The following is an 18,472-nucleotide window of genomic DNA, read 5'->3' on the forward strand; positions in this document are numbered from 1 at the left end:
GGCCCATGACGGACACCGAAACCATGCGAGCCATCAGCCAGGACGTCTACGGCGCCCCCGACGTGCTGCGGGAGACCTGGCTACCCAAACCGGCGCCCGGGGTGAGTGAGATCCTGGTCGCCGTTCACGCGGCCGGGGTCAACCCCACCGACTGGTGGAGCCGGGCCCAGTCCACGCTCATCGCCCGGCTGCCGCTGGTGCTCGGCTGGGACGTCTCCGGCGTGGTCGAGGCCGTCGGCCTGGGCGTCACCGTGTTCAAGCCCGGCGACGAGGTCTTCGGCATGCTGCCCTACCCGGGCGGAGCCGGCTCGCATGCCGAGTACGTGACCGGGCCGGCCCGCGTCTTCACGCACAAGCCCGCCGGGATCGACCACGTCCAGGCCGGTGCGCTGCCGCTGGCCGCGCTGACCGCCTACCAGGCGCTGGTCGACACCGCCGGCGTCCGGGCCGGGCAGCGAGTCCTGATCAACGCGGCGGCCGGCGGCGTCGGTCACCTCGCCGTGCAGATCGCCAAGGCCCGCGGCGCGTACGTCATCGGCACCGCCAGCGCCGCCAAACACGACTTCCTGCGATCACTCGGTGCCGACGAGGTCATCGACTACCACAGCGTCGACTTCACCGAGGTGCTCAGCGACATCGACGTGGTCCTCGACCCGATCTCCCGTGACTCCGCCGGCCGCGCCCGATCCGTGGCCGTGCTGCGCCCGGGCGGCACCCTCGTCTCGATCCTTCCGGTACCCATCGACGCCGGCGAACTAGCGACGATCGCCGAGCGGGGGATCCGCTACGAGTCGCTGCTGGTCGAGGCCGACCAGGCCGGCATGCAGGCCATCGCCGCCCTGGCCGAGGCCGGCGCACTGCGTGCCCACGTCGAGGCCACCTTCCCGCTCGCCGAGGCCGCGAAGGCGCACGCGCTCGGCGAGACCGGCCGGACGAGCGGCAAGATCGTGCTGACCGTTCGAGACAGCAAGGCACAACTTGCCCAGCAACTGCTGCATGACGTGTTCGTCCTCGGTGACACGGCCATCGTCGATCGGGTCGTGCGGCCCGATTCTTACATCCAGCACAACCCCCTGGCGCCCGACGGAGCCGACGCCCTCAAGTACTTCACCGCCGGCATCCGAGAGCAGTTCCCGCAGGCCGCCTTCGAGCCCCGACGGGTCATCACCGACGGCGATCTGGTGCTGCTGCACTCCCGCTACGTCATGGTGCCGGGCACCGAGGGTCTGGCCATCTTCGACCTGTTCCGCTTCCAGGACGGCAAGATCGCCGAGCACTGGGACGTCATTCAGGAAGTGCCCGCCACCACGGCCAGCGGCAACGACATGTTCGCCACGCTCAGCGAGCCGCGGACCGACGCGATCGGGCAGCGCTGGTTCACCGCCTACCACAAGGAACTGGTCACCGCGTTCGTCGACCAACTGCTGGTCCGCAAGGACCTGACCGCCATCGACGCCTACGTCGGCGCCGACTACCACGAACACGACCCGAACAACCCCGGCGGCGCGGCCGGTCTCAAGGCCGGCCTGGGCAGCTACTTCGACAAGTTCCCGCAGCTGAGTGTCACACCGAAACGCGTTATCGCCGAAGGCGACCTGGTCGCCGTGCACAGCCACTACGTCGACACGCCGGGCGAGCGTGGCCGGTCGGTCTTCGACCTCTTCCGGGTCCGCGACGCCAGGATCGTCGAGCACTGGAGCTCCGAACAGGCCGTGCCCGAGACCGCCGCCAACGACAACACGATGTTCTGACAGCCGCCGGGGTCGGGGCGAATCGCGTCCGGCCCCATCGGGACACGTGGCAACTCAGGATGTGTTCTCGGCAGAGGAACTGGCGCGGCTCCGGGGCTTCCCGGAGATCAACCGGGCCGAGCTGATCCAGTACCTCACGTTGACCGGCGCGGACGAGGCGTTCGTGCGCCAGTTCCGGACCGGCCGCAACGTGCTGGGTGTGGCAGTCCAGCTGTGCACGCTGCCGTGGCGATCACGGCCAGCTCAGCATGCTGGACGCGTCGATGTCGTACCTGCGCCAGTTCGCCCCGGCCGTGCTCGCGGCGGTCCAGTTCGCCGGCGGGCCGGGCACCGAGCAGCTGCTGCAGGCGGTCAGTATCCTGGCCGGCCTGTCCGCGACCGGTGCCCGGAAGGTCCCGGCAGACGCGCCGGTCGGGTTCGTGCCGACGAAGTGGGCCGGCTACCTCGTCGCCGCGGAGCAGGCCGGCGACGTCACCGCGTACCGCCGGTACTGGGAGCTGGCCGTGCTGGTCGGCCTGCGCTCCGGCGACATCTTCATGCCCGGCCCGCGCCGGTACGCCGATCCGGCGTCGTTCCTGCTCACCCCGCAGGCGTGGGCGCCGCAGAAGGTGGAGTTCTGCCACCCGGTCGGCAAACCGGTCGAGGCCGCTGCGGGTGCCGATCGCGTCGGTGCTGGTGGAGGTCGACGCCCGGACCTGGTTCACCGACCACCTGGTGCAAGCCGGCGGGAAGGTCGCCCGGCCGGTGGAGCTCAAGCGCAACCTGATGTACGTGATCATCGCGGAGGTTATCTGGAGCCGCTGTAAGGCTGTCCAGCACGTGCGTGACGCAGCTCGGAGATCCCCGGTTCTGCCTGGTGGACGTGGTTATCTGCCGCCGTCCAACACGCAGGTCTGCGGGAGGTTTGATGCTGGTTCAGCGCGTGGTCACAGCCGTCGCACGGCGCGAGTCATGGACGGTGCTCGGCGACGACGGAATCCCCGTCGCCCCGGTCGAGCGGTATCTGGCGTACCTGACCGATGCCGAACGGTCTCCGAACACCGTCAAGGCGTACGCCCACGATCTGAAGGATTGGTTCGACTTCCTCGCCGTCGGCGGTCTGAACTGGCAGGAAGTGCGGCTGGAGGACATCGCCGAGTTCGTGGCGTGGCTGCGGCGGCCGCCGGTCGCCCGGTCCGGCCGCGTGGCGGTGCTGCCCTCGGTCGAGCATCATTGCGCTGAGACGACGGTCAACCGGAAGCTGTCGGCGATCAGCGCCTTCTACCAGCACGCCGCCCGGCATGGCGTCGACCTGGGCGAACTGCTAACCACGTGGCAGCCGGCTGGTCGTCGTGGCAGCTCATGGCGGCCGTTCCTGCACCACATCAGCAAAGACCAGCCCCAGGCTCGACGGCTGATCAAGTTGAAGGCCCCGCGCAAGCATCCGCGCATCCTCACCGTGGGCGAGGTCCAGGCCATCCTGGACGCGTGCGACCGGTTACGCGACCGTCTGCTCTTCGCGGTGCTCTACGACACCGGCATGCGTATCGGTGAGGCGCTGGGCCTGCGCCACGAGGACTGGTCGGCGCCCGCACAGAAAATCGCGGTCGTGCCGCGGCTGAACGACAACGGCGCCCGCACGAAGTCCTGGTCGCCGCGCAGCATCCCGGTCAGTGCCGGGCTCGTGCGGCTCTACGCCGACTACATGCATGCCGAGTACGGCGACCTGGACAGCGACTACGTCTTCGTCAACTTGTGGGCCGCTCCCCACGGCCATCCGTTGACCTACACGGCCGTCTACGACCTGGTGAAACGCCTGCGTCGCCCGCACCGGCATCGACTTCGATCCGCACTGGTATCGGCACACCTATGCCACCCGGCTGCTCCGCGCCGGGACGCCGGTGGAGATGGTGAGCAAGCTGCTTGGTCATGCCTGCATCACCACCACGGCGGACACATATGGGCATCTCACCGCCGAGGACGCGCGCGAGGTGCTGGCCGCCGCCGGTTTCCTCACCGGACGTGAGGTGCAGTTGTGACCGCAGTTCCCGAACCGGTCGGCCCGCTTCATCCGGGCCTTCTCGGCAAGCTTTTGGCTGTCGTCCGGCCACAGTTCCGGGCTGACCTCATCGACATCGATCCCGGCGATCCGGTCTTCGGCGGGCCTCCCTGCCTGGTGCCCGGCTGTCCCCGCATCGGCCGCACCCGGGGACTGTGTCTCGGGCACCACAATAGGTGGTCCGCCGAGGGCAAGCCGGAGGTGCAGCAGTTCGCGGCGGCCACCACACCGCTGATGCGCGGGCACGTGGCACTACCGCCATGCCGGGCGGCCGAATGCCGTTACGGCCGGCGTCGTGGCGGGCTGTGCTCACGTCATGACTACGCCTGGCGAGAAGCCGGCCAGCCAGGCCTCGACGCGTGGTTGGCAGCACTCTCGGAACAGGCCGCCGCGACTGCTCCGGCGGCCTGCTTGGTCTCCTACTGCGATCTGTGGGCCCAGGGCAACGCGCCGCTGTGCGCCTCGCACGCCCGTCGCTGGTCAGCCCTCGGGAAACCCGGCCTCGACGAATACGTCCGCGCCTACGACGACGCGACCCCGGATCACGAGCGCTTGGACCTGCGCGGCCTGACGCCCGGGGTGAAACTCGAGATGCAATACGCCCTGCAGCGCCGCCACGATGACGCGAAAATCAAGACTCCGCCGACCAGAGCCCGGCACGTCGTGCGCTTCGTGGCCAGATGCAGAGTCCGGTCGCTGCTGGACTGGCCGGAAGAAACCTGGAAGCAGCACTTTCCCCGCAACGCCGATGGCACAGGCGGCTCGTCGGTGTCCTTGGTGATCTACGCTCGCCGGCAAGTCGAGGAGCTCCATCACGGCCGCGGCTGGAACATCGAATACCCGCGCGACGTCTGGCGTCTGCGCAACCTCGGTATCGACTCCCCGCACGCCCACCTGCGCTTCGACCGCATCCCCCAGCCCTGGCTGCGAGAGCTGGCCAAACGGTGGGTGCGGTGGCGGCTGGGTACCGGCATCTGCGGCGGCCAGGCGACCAAGTGCGTCAACGCGCTCACCCGCTTCGGCAAGTTCCTCGACACAAGTGGCGTCGACGCGATCGCTCACATCGACCGCGGCGTGCTGGAACGCTACCTCGCTCATCTGCAGGCCCTCGGCCACGGCGCCAAGAGCCACGGGGAGCTGATCGGCCTGGTCAACGCGTTCTTCCAGGCCATCCGCCAGCACGGCTGGAACGACTCGCTCCCCGTCGATGCGATGTTCTACACCGAGGACTACCCCAAGCGGCCTCAACGCCTGCCTCGTGCCCTGGCCGAACACGTCATGACGCAGCTCGAGCGCGGCGACAATCTGGACCGCTGGCCGGACCCGGCTGGCCGGCTGGTCACCGTCATCCTGATGCGCTGCGGGTTGCGGGTCGGAGACGCGTTGCGGCTGCCACTCGACTGCCTGGTCCACGACGCTGACGCCGCTCCCTACCTGCGCTACTTCAACCACAAGATGAAGAGGGAAGCGCTGGTGCCCGTCGACGACGAGCTGGAGACGGCGATCCGGGAACAGCAACAGCGCGTGGTGGACCGCTGGTCGCGAGGGCCGGTGCTGTTTCCGCAGCCCAGAGCCAACCCGGACGGCACCAAGCCGCTGTCCAGCTCGACCTACCGGCTCGCGCTGAAGCGGTGGCTCGCCGACTGCGAGGTACTCGACGAGCATCGCCGCCCCGTCCACCTCACGCCGCACCAGTGGCGGCACACGTTCGGCACCCGTCTGATCAACAAGGACGTCCCGCAGGAGGTCGTCCGGGTCTTACTCGACCATGAATCTCATCAGATGACAGCCCATTACGCCCGTATCAACGAGAAGACCGTGCGCCGACACTGGGACCGAGCACGGAAGGTCAACATGAAGGGCGAAACCGTCACGCTGGACCCGGCCGGTCCTCTCGCCGAGGCCGCGTGGGCGAAACAGCGGCTCGGCCGGGTCACCCAGGCCCTGCCCAACGGCTACTGCGGCCTGCCGCTGCAGCAGACCTGTCCGCACGCCAACGCCTGCTTGACCTGCCCGATGTTCGTCACCACCGCCGAGTTCCTACCGCAGCATCGCACCCACCGCCAGCAGGTCGTCCAACTCATCTCCGCCGCAGAGGCCCGTGGTCAGGCCCGAGTGGTGGAGATGAATCAGCAGGTGCTGGGGAACCTCGACCAGATCATCACGGTTCTGGACGGTAAGCCCGAGCAGGACGAAGGCAGGGGGGCCGATGCGAGCTGACAACTCCCACCACGTCATCGCCTCTGCCCGGCGCCGGGCAGAGGCCACCCACCGGCGTGCTGCCGCCGCGCTGCGGCGCATCGACACCGCCCGCACGCCGGTCTCGTTCGAGGCGGTCGCCCGCGAAGCGGGCGTCTCTCGTTCCTGGCTTTACTCCCAGCCGGACATCCGCAGCGAGATCGAGCGTCTTCGGGGCCGCCAGCAGCCCAACCGGCGGCAAGTACCCGACCGGCAACGCGCTTCCGACGCATCGCTGCTGAACCGCCTGCAGGCGGCCACCGAGCGCATCCGGCATCTGGAGAACGACAACAGACGGCTGCGACTCGCCCTCGCCGAAGCCCTCGGCGAACAACGCGCAGGCAGCAGCGGCCGACTGCGGCCGGTTACCCGATCCCTAGGAAACTGACGCGGATCGCGGCGTGTGCGGAGACGTGATCACCCGCACCGAGACGCCTCAGATGCCGTTGCTGGAGTCCTTCAGGCTGGCCATCATTCGCCGATGGGGGAGCATGATCTGTCGGCCGAGCGGGGAGCCTCAATGAATCTGGATCCGACGCTTCAGCGTCTGCTGGATGCCCTTCAAGGAAGCATTGGTATCGCCCAACGGGAGAGGGTTGCCGGCGAACTGCAGGTCAGGCCGACCGATGATGGTGGTATCGCACTGTATTTTCATCCCAGCCGCGTGGAGATCGTTGTCGACCGGCACCGTCTTCAAGGCATTTTGCGCGACGTTCCGGGCGCCGTGCCGCCGCCTGTCAACAACAACGATCCGTACCCCTTCGTGAAGATCGCCGCAAACGTTGTTGAGGGTAGCTTCGACGCGGTGCTTAGCTGGGCTATCGAGGCAGTGAAGCTGCGGTCCGCCGGTCGCCGAGGAGTCATCAAGGACTCGCGGTCAACTTCAGCCGACGCCAAGCCGCAGACTAAGTGCCCCCGCTGCAACCAGTACGTCCTCTTGGCGAACGGGGAATGCCCTGGGTGCGACAACTGAGGACTACCAGCTGCGCTACCTCAACACGCCGGGAAATTGTACTTCAGCGATGCTTAGACCGCGCTTAACAGTGCGTCAAAGACACTGACCTCAACGCGGATCCGCAGGTCAGATCCAAGGTCAAATCCCGGGCTCTAGATAACGGAGGCCACGAACATGGGTCTGTCCGCGATGGCCGAGTCCTGCGGGGTGCCGTACGACGTGCTCGCCTGGACCGCCGAGTGGTACTTCCGGCCGGAGACCCTGGAAGCGGCGAACGCCGCGGTGGTCAACTGTCACCACCGGCTCGTCCTCGGGCGGACAGCGGTTCCGGTCAATGGCAAGAGCATCACCGCCCGGCACCTGTCGCGGTACTTCGCCCGCGGGCAGGGCGTCTCCACCTACACCCACGTCTCCGACCAGCACTCGACCTTCGACACGAAGGTGATCGTGGCGACCGCGCCCGAGTCGCACTACGTCCTCGACGGGCTGCTCGGCAACGAGACCGACCTGCCGGTGTTCGAGCGCGCCACCGACACCCACGGCGCGACCTTGGCGAACTTCGCCCTGTTCGACCTGGTCGGCAAGCAACTGTCCCCGCGGATCCGGGACCTTGGGAAGATCACCCTGTACCGGACCGGGCCCCGCGCGGACTTCCTGGATCGGTACCCGCGGGCCGGGGCGCTGCTGACCCGGCGGCTGGGCACCCACTCCGTCGACATTGACGGCGAACTCGCCCAGCTCGACACCGACGGCTACCGGCCGTTACGGCGGGATGGCACCGCCGCAGCGATGAGTTGACCCTGGTGCCGGTCGTCGGCGCAGGCTCCTAGGTTCGCGAGGATTCCATGCCTGTCTGGGTCGCGTCGCTTCCCCAGCTGGCCAGTAGGCGCAGACCGTCTGCTGAGGGCGACTGTGGTGCGGCGTGGTAGGTCAGCAGCGTCTGGTCGGGGTCGTCGGTGACGAAGGTGTCGATGTGCAGGTCGAGTTCCCCGACGAGGGGGTGACGTAGACGCTGGAGGCCGTGGCACTTGCCTCTGACGTTGTGGGTGGCCCACAGTTGCCGGAACTCTTCGCTCTTGACGGACAGTTCACCGACGAGGGCGGCCAGCTGGGGGTCGTTCGGGTGGGCGCCGGCGTCCATGCGCAGCTGGCTGACGGTGTCGGCCGCCTTCTGCTGCCAGTCGATGAACAGGTCACGGTAATCGGGCTGCAGGAAGAGGATCCGCGCCCAGTTACGTTCTTGCACCGGTAGGTGCGACCAGTCACCGAGCAGCGCCGCGGCCATCCGGTTCCAGGCCAGGATGTCCGAGCGCCGGCCGATGACCATCGCGGGGATGCCGTCCATGGCATCCAGCAGGGTGCGGACCGTGCCGCGTGCCTGCTGCCGGCGGGCCACCGGCCGCCGGTTTTTCGGCTTGGCGAGGTGGGTGAGGTGGGCGTGTTCGGCGCCGTCGAGGCGCAGCGCGCGAGCGATGGCGTTGAGGACCTCGGCGGAGACGTTGCGGCCGTCGCCCTGTTCCAGGCGGGTGTAGTACGCCACCGACACCCCGGCCAGCTGCGCCAGTTCCTCGCGGCGCAGCCCCGGCACCCGGCGACGCCGCCCGAACTCCAGGAGCCCCACGTCCTGGGGCTTCAGCCGGGCCCGCCGGGTACGCAGGAACTCGCTGAGCTCGACACGCGGGTCCAAGGCGCCGGCGGCGGGCTCGCGCACCGGTTCGGGGAGTGCGTCCATCACTTGAGTATCCATGGGCGGACGCACCCTAACCTGACCCTGCCAGTAGTAGGACCAGCGGACGTACGCAAGGTCGTGGCCTGGGTGAATGCCTGATCGCCCGGCAAGCTGGCGGCGACACCCAACTACCCGGCACTGCCCGCAGATAGCCCGTGATCTGAAACAGATCCTCACTGCGAGCGTGGCGAGGCGAGACGCGGTGTTCGGGCCGCAGGCCGGATTAGCTCCGGTCGAGTCATGTGTGCCTGGCGCGGCCCTCTCACGAGATGCGAGCCCTCGGGCGAACCGGAGGAACGAGCGGTGGAGATCGAACTGCAGATCAACGGATCGGCCCGGCGGGTGGACGTCTCGCCGCAGGTGAGCCTGCTCGACGCGCTGCGCGAGTATCTCGGCCTGACCGGCACCAAGAAGGGCTGTGATCAGGGCGCGTGCGGGGCCTGCACGGTGCTCGCCGACGGTCGACGGATCAACGCGTGCCTCGCGCTGGCGGTGCAGTACGAGGGCCGTGAGATCACGACCATCGAAGGGGTCGACCACCCGTTGCAGCAGGCGTTCGTCCGCACCGACGGGTTCCAGTGCGGTTACTGCACGTCGGGCCAGATCTGTTCGGCGATCGGCATGCTTGCCGAGCACAAGGATGGTGTGCCCAGCGCGGCGACCGAGCACCTCGCCGCCACGAGCGGGGAGCTGGACGACGACGAGATCCGGGAACGGATGAGCGGGAACCTGTGCCGCTGCGGCGCCTACAACGGCATCGTCTCGGCGATCAGGGAGGTCGCGAAGTGAAGTCCTTCGGCTACCTCAGCGCACCTGACCTTGACACGGCGCTGCGCACGATCGCGGACCACGACGACGTGAAGCTTCTCGCGGGCGGGACGAACCTCGTCGACCTCATGCGCGAGGGGATCGAACAACCGTCGACGGTCGTGGACATCACCCGGCTGCCGCTGACCGGGATCGAACAATTGCCGGAAGGCGGGATCCGTATCGGTGCGCTGGTGAGCAACAGCCGGCTCGCGACGGACCCCGTGATCAGGACCCGCTATCCCGTGCTGGCGCGGGCGATCCTGCTCGGGGCGTCGGCCCAGTTGCGGAACATGGCGACCGTGGGAGGCAACCTGCTGCAGCGCACCCGCTGCATGTACTTCTACGACGACGCCGCCGCCTGCAACAAGCGCGCACCCGGCAGCGGCTGTGCCGCGATCGGCGGATTCTCCCGCGGCAGCGCCGTGCTGGGGGCAAGCGAGCACTGCACCGCGACCCACCCCTCGGACATGGCGGTGGCGCTGGTGATGCTCGACGCAGTCATCGAGGTGCAGAGCCTGCGCGGCACCCGGCGCATCCCGATCGCCGAGTTCCACCGGCTGCCCGGCGACACCCCCCACATCGAGACGGTGCTGGTCGCCGACGAGCTGATCACGGCCGTCGAGCTGCCGCCGGTGCCGGTCGCGGCGAACTCGCACTACCGCAAGGTACGCGACCGTGCGTCATACGCATTCGCCCTCGTCTCGGTCGCTGCCGCACTCGCCGTCGACGACGGGACGGTCACCGAGGTCCGGCTCGCGCTCGGCGGGGTCGGCACCAAACCGTGGCGCGCCTCCGAGGCCGAACGGGCGCTAATCGGCAGACCGGCGACCGAGGAGACCTTCGGGCACGCGGCAGACGCCGAACTCGCCGCCGCGGTGGGCGGGCCGCAAAACGGCTTCAAGATCGAACTCGCGCGCCGCACGATCGTGGCGACGCTACGGCAGCTGCTGGCCGAGAGGAGCGCGGCATGACCACGATCGGACAACCGCTCGACCGTGTCGACGGCGGCGTCAAGACGACCGGTGCCGCCAAGTTCGCCGCCGAACACTTCTATCCCGGCCTCACCCACGCCGTCATGGTGCACGCCACCATCAGCCGTGGCCGGATCACCGCCCTGCACACCGACGAGGCGAGTGCGGTGCCGGGCGTGATCGCCGTGCTCACCCACCGCAACGCGCCGCCGCTGAAACCGGCGCCCAAGCCCGGCACGTTCAACTTCAGCATGTTGTTCTCCGGTACCTCGGTGAACTACCTGCAGACCGACGAGGTGCATTGGGAAGGGCAGCCGATCGCGGTGGTCGTCGCGGAGACCTCCGCCGCCGCCCGGGAGGCTGCCGGGCTGGTGCACGCCGAATACACCGTGACCAAGGCCGTCGTGGACTTCGACGTGGCCGCGAAAGACGCCCGGCCGCAACCGAACAACTCGTTCTTCCCCCAAGGTGCCAAGCGAGGTGACGCGGAGGCCGCCCTCAAGGCTGCGGCGGTGTCGCTGGATCTGCGCTACAGCACCCCGCCGCACAATCACAACGCGCTGGAACTGCACGCCACCGTGGCCCTGTGGGACGGCGACCGGCTCACCATTCACGACGCGACCCAGTCCATCGACTGGTTCCGCACCCACCTCGCGTTGCGGTTCGGGGTTCCGATGACGAACGTGCGGGTGCTGGCGCCGTTCGTCGGCGGCGCGTTCGGCGGCAAGTTCGCGATGTGGCCCGGCACCATCCTCGCCGCGCTGGCCGCCAGGGCGACCAGCCGACCGGTCCGGCTGGTGCTCTCCCGGGAGGCGGTCTACCGCACGGTCGGCGGGCGTACCCCGTCGGTCCAGCGGGTCGCGCTGGGAGCGGACCGGGACGGCAGGCTGACCTCGCTGGTGCACACCAGTGTGACCCGCAACGGCCGGATCGGGGGCAATTACGAGCAGGTAACCGGCCCGGCCCAGCATCTCTACGCCGCCGAGAACATCCTCGCCCGGCACGACCGCGTGGAGCTCGATCTGCTGTCGACCACCTTCATGCGGGCGCCGGGCGAGGCGATCGGCACCTTCGCCCTGGAGTCGGCGATCGACGAACTGGCCTATGCGCTGGGCATGGATCCGATCGAGTTGCGCATGCGCAACGAGACCGCGGTCGACCCGATCGACGGCAAGAAGAAGTTCTCCCACCGCAGGCTGCGAGAGATGTACGCGCTTGGCGCGCAACGGTTCGGCTGGCAGGAGCGGAACCCGGAGGCGCGTGCGACGCGCGACGGCCGGTGGCTGGTCGGGACGGGCGTGGCAACGGCGTTCCACCCGGCGTTGACGATGCCGGTCAACGTCGCGGTACGCCTGTCGGCTGGCGGCAGTGTGCTGGTGCGCTGCGGCTTCCACGAGATGGGCATGGGCGCCGCCACGGCCCAGGCTCAGATCACCGCCGACGCGCTCGGGGTGCCGTTCGACGCCGTCCACGTCGAGTACGGCGATTCCGCGCTGCCGATGGGGCCGGCCGCCGCCTCATCTCTGCAGACCGCGAGCATCGCAGCCAGCGTGATCCAGGCGTGCGACGAGTTGAAGCGAAAGCTGAAGGCCATGGCCCGCAAGACCGGCGGCGGCAGCCATGAGGAGATCCTCCGGCGCGCGAAGGTGCCCCATGTCGAGGCCGCCGTCGGATCGGAGACGCGGCTCGGCCGGATCGCCGGGCGGGCACGGTTCCTCCCGGGCTTCCTGCTGGGAGCCCAGAGGTGGGTGAAGGCGGCCTCCGGTGTGCAGTTCTGTGAGGTACGCGTCGATGCCGAAACCGGGGAGACGCGGGTGTCGAGGTGGGTCGGGGTGTTCGACATCGGCCGGGTGATCAACGCGAAGACCGCGTCCAGTCAGCTGCGCGGCGGGATCGTGATGGGCCTGGGCATGGCGATGGCCGAGGAGACCCTCGTCGACCCGCGCACCGGGCGGATCATGAACCCGAGCCTGGCCGAATACCACGTACCGGTGCACGCCGACGTTCCGCCGATCGACGTGTCCTTCCTGAACGAACCGGATCCGAACATGCCGCTCGGGATCCTCGGCGCCGGCGAGGTCGGCATCACGGGTGTCGCTGCTGCCGTGGCGAACGCCGTCCATCACGCGACTGGCAAACGGGTGCGGGACCTGCCGATCACCCTGGACAAGCTGCTCTGACGCGATGGCCGTCGGGCCGGGCGCCGCGCTCGCGCCCTGCCCCGACGGCACCGCCGTCGGGGCAGGGCCCAGCGGCAGGGGGGAGTCGAGGACGCGCCAGAGCGAAACGGCCGCTGAGGTGGTCGGCCGCCTTCGTGCGACGTTCAACACCGGCGTCACCCGCGGACTGGACTGGCGCGTCAACCAGCTGCAGCGGCTGCGGGCCCTGCTGGTCGAGAACGAGCAGGAGCTGATCGAAGCGCTCTGGGCGGATCTGCGGAAGAACCCCGCCGAGGCGAAGACCCAGGAGATCGACTTCACCGTCGCCGACATCGACGAGACGCTGGCGAGTCTCGAGAGCTGGCTGTAGCCGCGCCCGGTGCAGGTTCCTGCCCACTTCGGTCCCACGACAACCGCTTACACCACGTACGACCCGCTCGGGGTCGTCCTGGTGATCGCACCGTGGAATTTCCCGCTGCACCTTCTCATCGACCCCATCATCGGCGCACTGGCCGCCGGAAACACCGTGGTGGCCAAGCCGAGCGAGATCTCGGTGCACACATCGGCGGTGGCCGCACGCCTGCTGCGACAGTACTTCGACGCCGACGTGCTCACCGTCGTCGAAGGGGGCGCCGAGGAGACTACGGCCCTCCTGGCACAACGCTTCGACCACATCTTCTACACCGGCAATGGCACCGTCGGCCGGATCGTCATGGCCGCAGCCGCCAAGAACCTCACCCCGGTCACCCTTGAACTCGGGGGCAAGTCGCCGGTCTTCGTGGCACCCGACGCCGACGTGGACGAGACCGCGAAGCGGCTGGTCGGCGCCAAATTCGGCAACGCGGGGCAGCAGTGCATAGCCCCGGACTATGTTCTGGCTGATCCTGCCACCGCTGCCGCACTGGTTCCCGCCCTCCGTGCGGCGGTCGAAGCCCAGTTCGGCACCAGCCCGCAGACCGCAGCCGACTTCGGCCGGATCATCAACGAGCCGCACTTCGACCGGCTCACCCGTCTGCTGGACTCCGGCCAGGCGGCGGTGGGAGGCCAGCACGACCGTGACGACCTGTTCATCGCACCGACGGTGCTCACCGACGTCGACCCCGCATCGCCGGTCATGCAGGAGGAGGTCTTCGGTCCGATCCTCGCCGTCGTCGAAGTCGAAGACCTCGATGCCGCCATCGCCTTCATCAACGAACGCGAAAAGCCCCTAGCGCTCTACGCCTTCACCACGTCCGAGCCCACCAAGTCGCGCCTCTTGAACGAGACGTCCTCCGGCGGCGTCGCCTGGGGCCAGCCGGTGATGCAACTGCTCATGCCCGGCCTGCCTTTCGGTGGCGTCGGCGAAAGTGGCATGGGTCGGTACCACGGCCGGTATTCCCTCGAGACGTTCAGCCACCTCAAGGCCGTCGCGGACGTACCGCTCAGCTAACCTCGCGCTTTCGGGAAGCAGGCTGTCCGGCGGGCGATCGGCCGACGAAGTGCCTCAGGCCGGCGAAAATGAGGATCGCTGAGACCGGACGGCGTGGACCCTCTGCGTCGTCATGGCACCGATGACCCGGGTCCGGGCCGGTTCCTCCGGCATTCCCGGGGATCTGATGGTCGAGTACTACCGGCAGCGGGCGAGCGTCGGGCTGATCATCACCGAGGGCACCTACCCCGACCACGCCTCGCAGGGGTATGTCAGTGAGCCGGGCATCGCCACCGACGAGCAGGCGGCCGGCTGGCAGCAGGTGTTCGAGGCGGTGCACGCCGAGGGCGGCCGCATCGTCCTGCAGATCATGCACGCCGGCTGCGGCACCCACCCCGACATCAACGGTGGCCGCCGCGTTCTCGCCCCCAGCACGATCGCCAGAGACGGTAAGACAGTCACCGAGAAGGGCGAGCAGCCCTACCCCGTACCGGAAGCGATGACCACCGCAGAGACGCAGGCAGCCCGGGAGGACTTCGTCACCGCGGCGCCCGACCGCGGCGACACTGGGCGCTAGCTGACTACAGCTTTGGCCAGCCGCCCAACGCGAGGTTCGCGACTTGCAGCAGCTCGGGGCGGGAACTACCACTCGCGGCCTGGACGGCGATCCCGTTGGCGACTGTCCTTAGGTAGAGCGCGAGAAGATGAGGATCGGTGGAAGGCGGAAGGTCGCCGGCGTCCACCGCCTGTTGAAACCGGCGCGTCAAGTGGGCTATCCCGTCCTCGCGCCATGCGATGAGCGCGTCTCGGACTGGGCGGCTCTCATCCCCGGTGGCCAACGCACCCTGCACGCCGAGACAGCCCGTGGGGAGTCCCGGCATGGTTGCCGCTTCGACCGCCCCGTGGAGCACAGCAGTAGCCACTGCGGCACTTGTGGGCTCTGCTAGAGCTCGAGCGAAGTAGGAGACCAAGCCCTCGGTGTACCGCTCCAGGGCCTTGTGGAAGAGGTCTTCTTTGTTACCGAACGCCCGATACAGGCCGGGGCGGCTGATACCCATCGCTTCGGTGAGGTCGTCAAGGCTGGCGCCCTCGAAACCCTTTGACCAGAACACCAGGACTGCACGGTCGAGTGCCTCGTCGATGTCGAACGCGCGAGGCCTGCCGGCAGGGGCCGGTGTCGTCGAGAACATTTCTTCATCCTAGCCATTGGGTACCGATCGGTACGGACGTGCTACGGTACTTCCGTACCAACCGGTACGCTATACGGAGAGGCGACATCGTGTCACAGACCGTACTCATAACTGGCGGAACCTCAGGCATCGGCTTGAGCCTCGCGCAATCCTTCGTGGAACTCGGGGCGTCTGTCGTCGTTTGCGGGCGTTCGCAGGCCGCGCTTGACCGATTCGCGCAGGCACACCCGCAGGCGCTGGCCGTGCGGGCTGATGTGACGAACGCAGCTGATCGGGCAGCGTTGTTGCAAGCAGTCGCTGATCGCTTCGGGCGTTTGGACGTGTTGGTCAACAACGCCGGTACGTTCGAGCAACGAGACTATGCCGCCGGCAAGAACCCCAATGCGACTCTCGATGACGAGGTGGCGTTGAATCTCACCGCCCCCATCCACTTGACGGGTGAAGTGCTCGAGCGATGGCCATCGCCCGACGCGATCGTCTTCATCACCTCGGGGTTCGCTTTGGTCTCGCCCACTCGCGCGCCTACCCACGGCGCGGTGAAGGCCGGCCTGCACGGCTTTGCGGATGGCTTGCGCCGTCAACTCGCCCCGCATGGTCACACCCATGTCCTCGAGGTCCTCCCACCGTCTACGGACACGCCCATGAATGCCGAAGCCACGGGGAAGAAACTGACTCCCGCGCAGGGGGCGGCGGTCACGATGAAAGCTCTCCGGCGGAGGCGGAACATGGCATTCCCCGGTCAGACGAAAGTCATGCCCGCCATGCTGCGCGTCGCGCCGGGCACCCTACGACGCGTCGTCGCCGAGCTCTGAACCGGTACCGCTCGAAAACTGGGTTCCGGGGTTTGAGCTGCGGTTCTGTGCGCGATCGGTCGCTCGGTGGGTAGCAGTCAGGTCAGACGCCTGGATCTGGAACCGACCGATCAGGCGGTGCTCTCGGCCACGTTCCTGACCAGACCTGACACCGCGAGTAGCAGAAGGCGCTGTCGGTGAGCGGCACGGAGGTGGAGCCAACGCGGAGCGAGGCGATCCTCGGCGTGAGCTGCGGTCCGGACCACCCACCCGCTGCGGCATCGAGTGTCTTGGAAGACCTGTAGATTTCGTCTATGGCTGGGCTGGTCGCTGGGCGCTATCGGCTGGAGCGGGCGCTGGGACGGGGCGGGATGGGTGCCGTGTGGGTGGCGCACGACTCGCTGCTCGGGCGGGATGTCGCCGTCAAGGAGATCTTGTTCCCGGCGGCCGGGCATGGGTCCGTCGATCCCGGGGATCCACTGATCAAGCGGGCTCTGCGGGAGGCTCAGGCGGCGGCCCGGCTGCGCCATCCCAGCATCGTCACCGTGCATGACGTGATCATCGAGGACGGGCGGCCGTGGATCGTCATGGAACTCGTCGGCGGGCAGTCGCTGGCCGACGAGATCCGGGCGCGCGGCCTGCTGACCGAACAGCGGACCGCCGAGATCGGGGTGCGCGTGCTGGACGCGCTCCGGGCGGCGCACCGCGGCGGGATCCTGCACCGCGACGTCAAGCCCGCCAATATTCTGCTCGACAGCGACCGGGTGGTGCTCACCGACTTCGGCATCGCCGCGATCGACGACGCCACGGCGCTCACCCGCACCGGGCAGATGGTCGGATCGCCGGCGTTCATGGCGCCCGAGCGGATCAACGGCGAGCCGGCCACGACCGCGACGGACCTGTGGGCGCTGGGTGTCACGCTCTACCTGGCGGTGACCGGACGCTCGCCGTTCCAGCGTGACGACACCCAGGGCACGCTCGCCGCCATTCTCACCAGCAAACCCGCCGCGCCCGCGCACGCCGGCCGGCTGTGGCCGGTGATCAAGGGACTATTGGAGAAGGATCCAGGCCGTCGGCTCACCGCCGAACCGGCCCTGAAGCTGCTTGCCGCCGTCGCACAGCGGCCCGCTCCGACCGCCGCGCAGAAGCGACGGCGCCGGCCACTGTGGTCCACTTCAGTGACCCTGGACGCGCCGCTGGCCACGATCGCGGCGACCACCGCGTCGGCTCCGCCGGTCGACATCGACACCATCACCGCGCTGGTGCCGCCCGAGCCCTCCCGACGGCGCCGGGCTTGGATCGGGATCGCCGCCGCCGGCGTCGCGGCCCTCGTCGTGACGTTTGCGGTCGTTGCGACGCGGTCGAGGGAAGAGCCGGAGGCCGCGCCCAGCCCGGCACCCTCCAGCGCGTCGGCCGAACCGTCGCGGGAGCAGTACCGCGGCGCGCTCCTCGGGCACGGCGAAATCGTGCTGGCCGTCGCGTTCAGCCCGGACGGTAAGACACTGGCCAGTGGGGCCAGTGATCGGACGATACGCCTCTGGGACACCGCTACCGGCCAGTCGGTCAGCACCATGAAAGAGCACCTGGATAGTGTGCTCGACCTGGCGTTCAGCCCGGACGGCAAGCTGCTCGCCTCCGCGGGACACAGCGACGACGCGTCTGTGCTGCTGTGGCAGACCGGCGCGTGGAAGCGCGTCGCCAAGCTCAACCCCAAGATCGAGTCGGTGCAGGCAGTGGCGTTCAGCCCGGACGGCGGAACCATCGCGGCCGGCGGGATAGGCGGGCCGGTGGTGCTGTGGGACGCCCGCACGCTGACCGAGCGGGCACGCCTGTCCGGGCATCGGAATGGCACGTACGACGTAGCCTTCAGCCCGGACGGCAAGACACTGGCCAGCGGGGGGAACGACGGCTCGGTCCGGGTGTGGAACGCGAGCAACGGACGGCTGGTCAAGGCCCTGCCCGGGCCCTCGCCGATGGGCGTGGCGTTCAGCCCGGACGGCAAACTGCTGGCTGCTGGTGGCACAGACGGTGAGGTGCGGCTGTGGAGCACCGTCGACTGGCGCGCGGGCACCGCGCTCACCAGGTCGGACGCTCTGATCGAGAGCGTGGACTTCAGCCGGGACGGCGGCTGGCTGATCGCCGGGACCGAGTCTGAGCTCGGGATGCCCGTGTGGCAGATAGCGACGGGCCGGTTGATCCGCACGGTGAATGTCAACGACGAGTGGCCGATGATCGTTCGCGTCAGCCCGGACGGCGCAAGCGTGGCGACCGGCACCGACCACCACCTGGTCCGGGTGCAGCCCATGACCGATTTCACCAAGGGCTGACGCCGCCGCACCGGAGCGGGTGCCCGGGGCGCCGCGTGCGTAGGGGGACTCGGACCGGATGTGAGGTATTGCGTTTCGGTGCCGCGTACGGCGGGATTGCTCTTG

Annotated in this window: 15 protein-coding genes and 4 pseudogenes; 17 read left to right on the plus strand and 2 right to left on the minus strand. The window is 68.6% G+C overall.

What is annotated here, in order from left to right; genetic code table 11:
• The first annotated feature begins 5 nt into the window (after nucleotides 1–5).
• From DMB66_RS65855 to DMB66_RS14475, 9 genes and pseudogenes are all read left to right on the plus strand, one after another.
• Nucleotides 6–1,751: a nuclear transport factor 2 family protein gene (locus DMB66_RS65855; protein ID WP_125804595.1), complete on the plus strand. Its 1,746-nt coding sequence runs from the start codon at nucleotides 6–8 to the stop codon at nucleotides 1,749–1,751.
• Between the two features lie 61 nt (nucleotides 1,752–1,812).
• Nucleotides 1,813–1,938 (plus strand): annotated as a pseudogene (locus DMB66_RS63705) (hypothetical protein); the annotation flags it as partial.
• Nucleotides 1,939–1,951: 13 nt separating this feature from the next.
• Nucleotides 1,952–2,537, plus strand: a pseudogene (locus DMB66_RS14450) (Tn3 family transposase); the annotation flags it as partial.
• A gap of 121 nt (nucleotides 2,538–2,658) precedes the next feature.
• Nucleotides 2,659–3,516: pseudogene (locus tag DMB66_RS14455) on the plus strand (tyrosine-type recombinase/integrase); the annotation flags it as partial.
• 94 nt (nucleotides 3,517–3,610) lie between these two features.
• On the plus strand, nucleotides 3,611–3,769 hold the full coding sequence (locus tag DMB66_RS65860; protein WP_370318406.1) for a hypothetical protein: 159 nt from the start codon (nucleotides 3,611–3,613) through the stop codon (nucleotides 3,767–3,769).
• Nucleotides 3,770–3,990: 221 nt separating this feature from the next.
• On the plus strand, nucleotides 3,991–6,009 hold the full coding sequence (locus DMB66_RS14460) for a tyrosine-type recombinase/integrase (protein WP_199752338.1): 2,019 nt from the start codon (nucleotides 3,991–3,993) through the stop codon (nucleotides 6,007–6,009).
• A complete protein-coding gene (locus DMB66_RS14465) occupies nucleotides 5,999–6,415 on the plus strand; it encodes a DUF6262 family protein (protein WP_125804597.1) in 417 nt (138 codons plus the stop codon). The genes DMB66_RS14460 and DMB66_RS14465 overlap by 11 nt, the downstream gene beginning before the upstream one ends.
• A gap of 93 nt (nucleotides 6,416–6,508) precedes the next feature.
• Nucleotides 6,509–7,000, plus strand: a complete 492-nt coding sequence (locus tag DMB66_RS14470; protein ID WP_125804598.1) for a hypothetical protein — start codon at nucleotides 6,509–6,511, stop codon at nucleotides 6,998–7,000.
• Between the two features lie 138 nt (nucleotides 7,001–7,138).
• A pseudogene (locus DMB66_RS14475) lies at nucleotides 7,139–7,687 on the plus strand (Tn3 family transposase); the annotation flags it as partial.
• A 121-nt stretch (nucleotides 7,688–7,808) separates the two neighbouring features.
• On the opposite strand, the gene DMB66_RS14480 reads toward DMB66_RS14475, so the two are convergent.
• Entirely contained in the window at nucleotides 7,809–8,714 is a 906-nt protein-coding gene (locus DMB66_RS14480) for a helix-turn-helix transcriptional regulator (protein WP_125804599.1), read from the minus strand.
• Nucleotides 8,715–9,014: 300 nt separating this feature from the next.
• On the opposite strand from DMB66_RS14480, the gene DMB66_RS14485 reads away from it, so the two are divergent.
• The 6 genes from DMB66_RS14485 (at nucleotide 9,015) to DMB66_RS14505 (ending at nucleotide 14,636) form a co-directional block, all read left to right on the plus strand.
• The gene (locus tag DMB66_RS14485; RefSeq protein WP_125804600.1) at nucleotides 9,015–9,500 is read left to right on the plus strand and encodes a (2Fe-2S)-binding protein; all 486 of its coding nucleotides are present in this window, start codon (nucleotides 9,015–9,017) and stop codon (nucleotides 9,498–9,500) included.
• Nucleotides 9,497–10,492: a xanthine dehydrogenase family protein subunit M gene (locus DMB66_RS14490; protein WP_125804601.1), complete on the plus strand. Its 996-nt coding sequence runs from the start codon at nucleotides 9,497–9,499 to the stop codon at nucleotides 10,490–10,492. Before DMB66_RS14485 ends, DMB66_RS14490 begins: the two co-directional genes overlap by 4 nt.
• Nucleotides 10,489–12,672 (plus strand): xanthine dehydrogenase family protein molybdopterin-binding subunit, encoded by a 2,184-nt coding sequence (locus DMB66_RS14495; RefSeq protein ID WP_125804602.1) that lies wholly within the window; start codon nucleotides 10,489–10,491, stop codon nucleotides 12,670–12,672. Before DMB66_RS14490 ends, DMB66_RS14495 begins: the two co-directional genes overlap by 4 nt.
• A gap of 4 nt (nucleotides 12,673–12,676) precedes the next feature.
• Nucleotides 12,677–13,021 carry a hypothetical protein gene (locus tag DMB66_RS63710; protein WP_233624551.1) on the plus strand — a complete coding sequence of 115 codons (345 nt, stop codon included), beginning with the start codon at nucleotides 12,677–12,679 and terminating at the stop codon, nucleotides 13,019–13,021.
• Between the two features lie 9 nt (nucleotides 13,022–13,030).
• Nucleotides 13,031–14,080, plus strand: a complete 1,050-nt coding sequence (locus DMB66_RS14500) for an aldehyde dehydrogenase family protein (protein WP_233624552.1) — start codon at nucleotides 13,031–13,033, stop codon at nucleotides 14,078–14,080.
• Nucleotides 14,081–14,192: 112 nt separating this feature from the next.
• A complete protein-coding gene (locus tag DMB66_RS14505; RefSeq protein WP_199752342.1) occupies nucleotides 14,193–14,636 on the plus strand; it encodes a hypothetical protein in 444 nt (147 codons plus the stop codon).
• Nucleotides 14,637–14,640: 4 nt separating this feature from the next.
• Here the strand turns inward: DMB66_RS14505 and DMB66_RS14510 are convergent, their stop codons facing one another.
• Nucleotides 14,641–15,249, minus strand: a complete 609-nt coding sequence (locus tag DMB66_RS14510) for a TetR/AcrR family transcriptional regulator (protein WP_125804603.1) — start codon at nucleotides 15,247–15,249, stop codon at nucleotides 14,641–14,643.
• An 89-nt stretch (nucleotides 15,250–15,338) separates the two neighbouring features.
• On the opposite strand from DMB66_RS14510, the gene DMB66_RS14515 reads away from it, so the two are divergent.
• Both DMB66_RS14515 and DMB66_RS14520 read left to right on the plus strand, forming a co-directional pair.
• Nucleotides 15,339–16,061, plus strand: a complete 723-nt coding sequence (locus DMB66_RS14515) for an SDR family NAD(P)-dependent oxidoreductase (RefSeq protein WP_158647238.1) — start codon at nucleotides 15,339–15,341, stop codon at nucleotides 16,059–16,061.
• A 293-nt stretch (nucleotides 16,062–16,354) separates the two neighbouring features.
• Nucleotides 16,355–18,367: a WD40 repeat domain-containing serine/threonine protein kinase gene (locus DMB66_RS14520; RefSeq protein ID WP_125804605.1), complete on the plus strand. Its 2,013-nt coding sequence runs from the start codon at nucleotides 16,355–16,357 to the stop codon at nucleotides 18,365–18,367.
• Nucleotides 18,368–18,472: the final 105 nt, after the last annotated feature.

Source organism: Actinoplanes sp. ATCC 53533 (assembly GCF_003947245.1).

Coding starts and splice junctions, on each gene's coding strand:
- DMB66_RS65855 (WP_125804595.1), top strand. CDS start 6: ATGACGGACACCGAAACCATGCGAGCCATCAGCCAGGACGTCTACGGC.
- DMB66_RS14465 (WP_125804597.1), top strand. CDS start 5,999: ATGCGAGCTGACAACTCCCACCACGTCATCGCCTCTGCCCGGCGCCGG.
- DMB66_RS14470 (WP_125804598.1), top strand. CDS start 6,509: ATGGGGGAGCATGATCTGTCGGCCGAGCGGGGAGCCTCAATGAATCTG.
- DMB66_RS14480 (WP_125804599.1), bottom strand. CDS start 8,714: ATGGACGCACTCCCCGAACCGGTGCGCGAGCCCGCCGCCGGCGCCTTG.
- DMB66_RS14495 (WP_125804602.1), top strand. CDS start 10,489: ATGACCACGATCGGACAACCGCTCGACCGTGTCGACGGCGGCGTCAAG.
- DMB66_RS63710 (WP_233624551.1), top strand. CDS start 12,677: ATGGCCGTCGGGCCGGGCGCCGCGCTCGCGCCCTGCCCCGACGGCACC.
- DMB66_RS14505 (WP_199752342.1), top strand. CDS start 14,193: ATGGCACCGATGACCCGGGTCCGGGCCGGTTCCTCCGGCATTCCCGGG.
- DMB66_RS14510 (WP_125804603.1), bottom strand. CDS start 15,249: ATGTTCTCGACGACACCGGCCCCTGCCGGCAGGCCTCGCGCGTTCGAC.
- DMB66_RS14520 (WP_125804605.1), top strand. CDS start 16,355: ATGGCTGGGCTGGTCGCTGGGCGCTATCGGCTGGAGCGGGCGCTGGGA.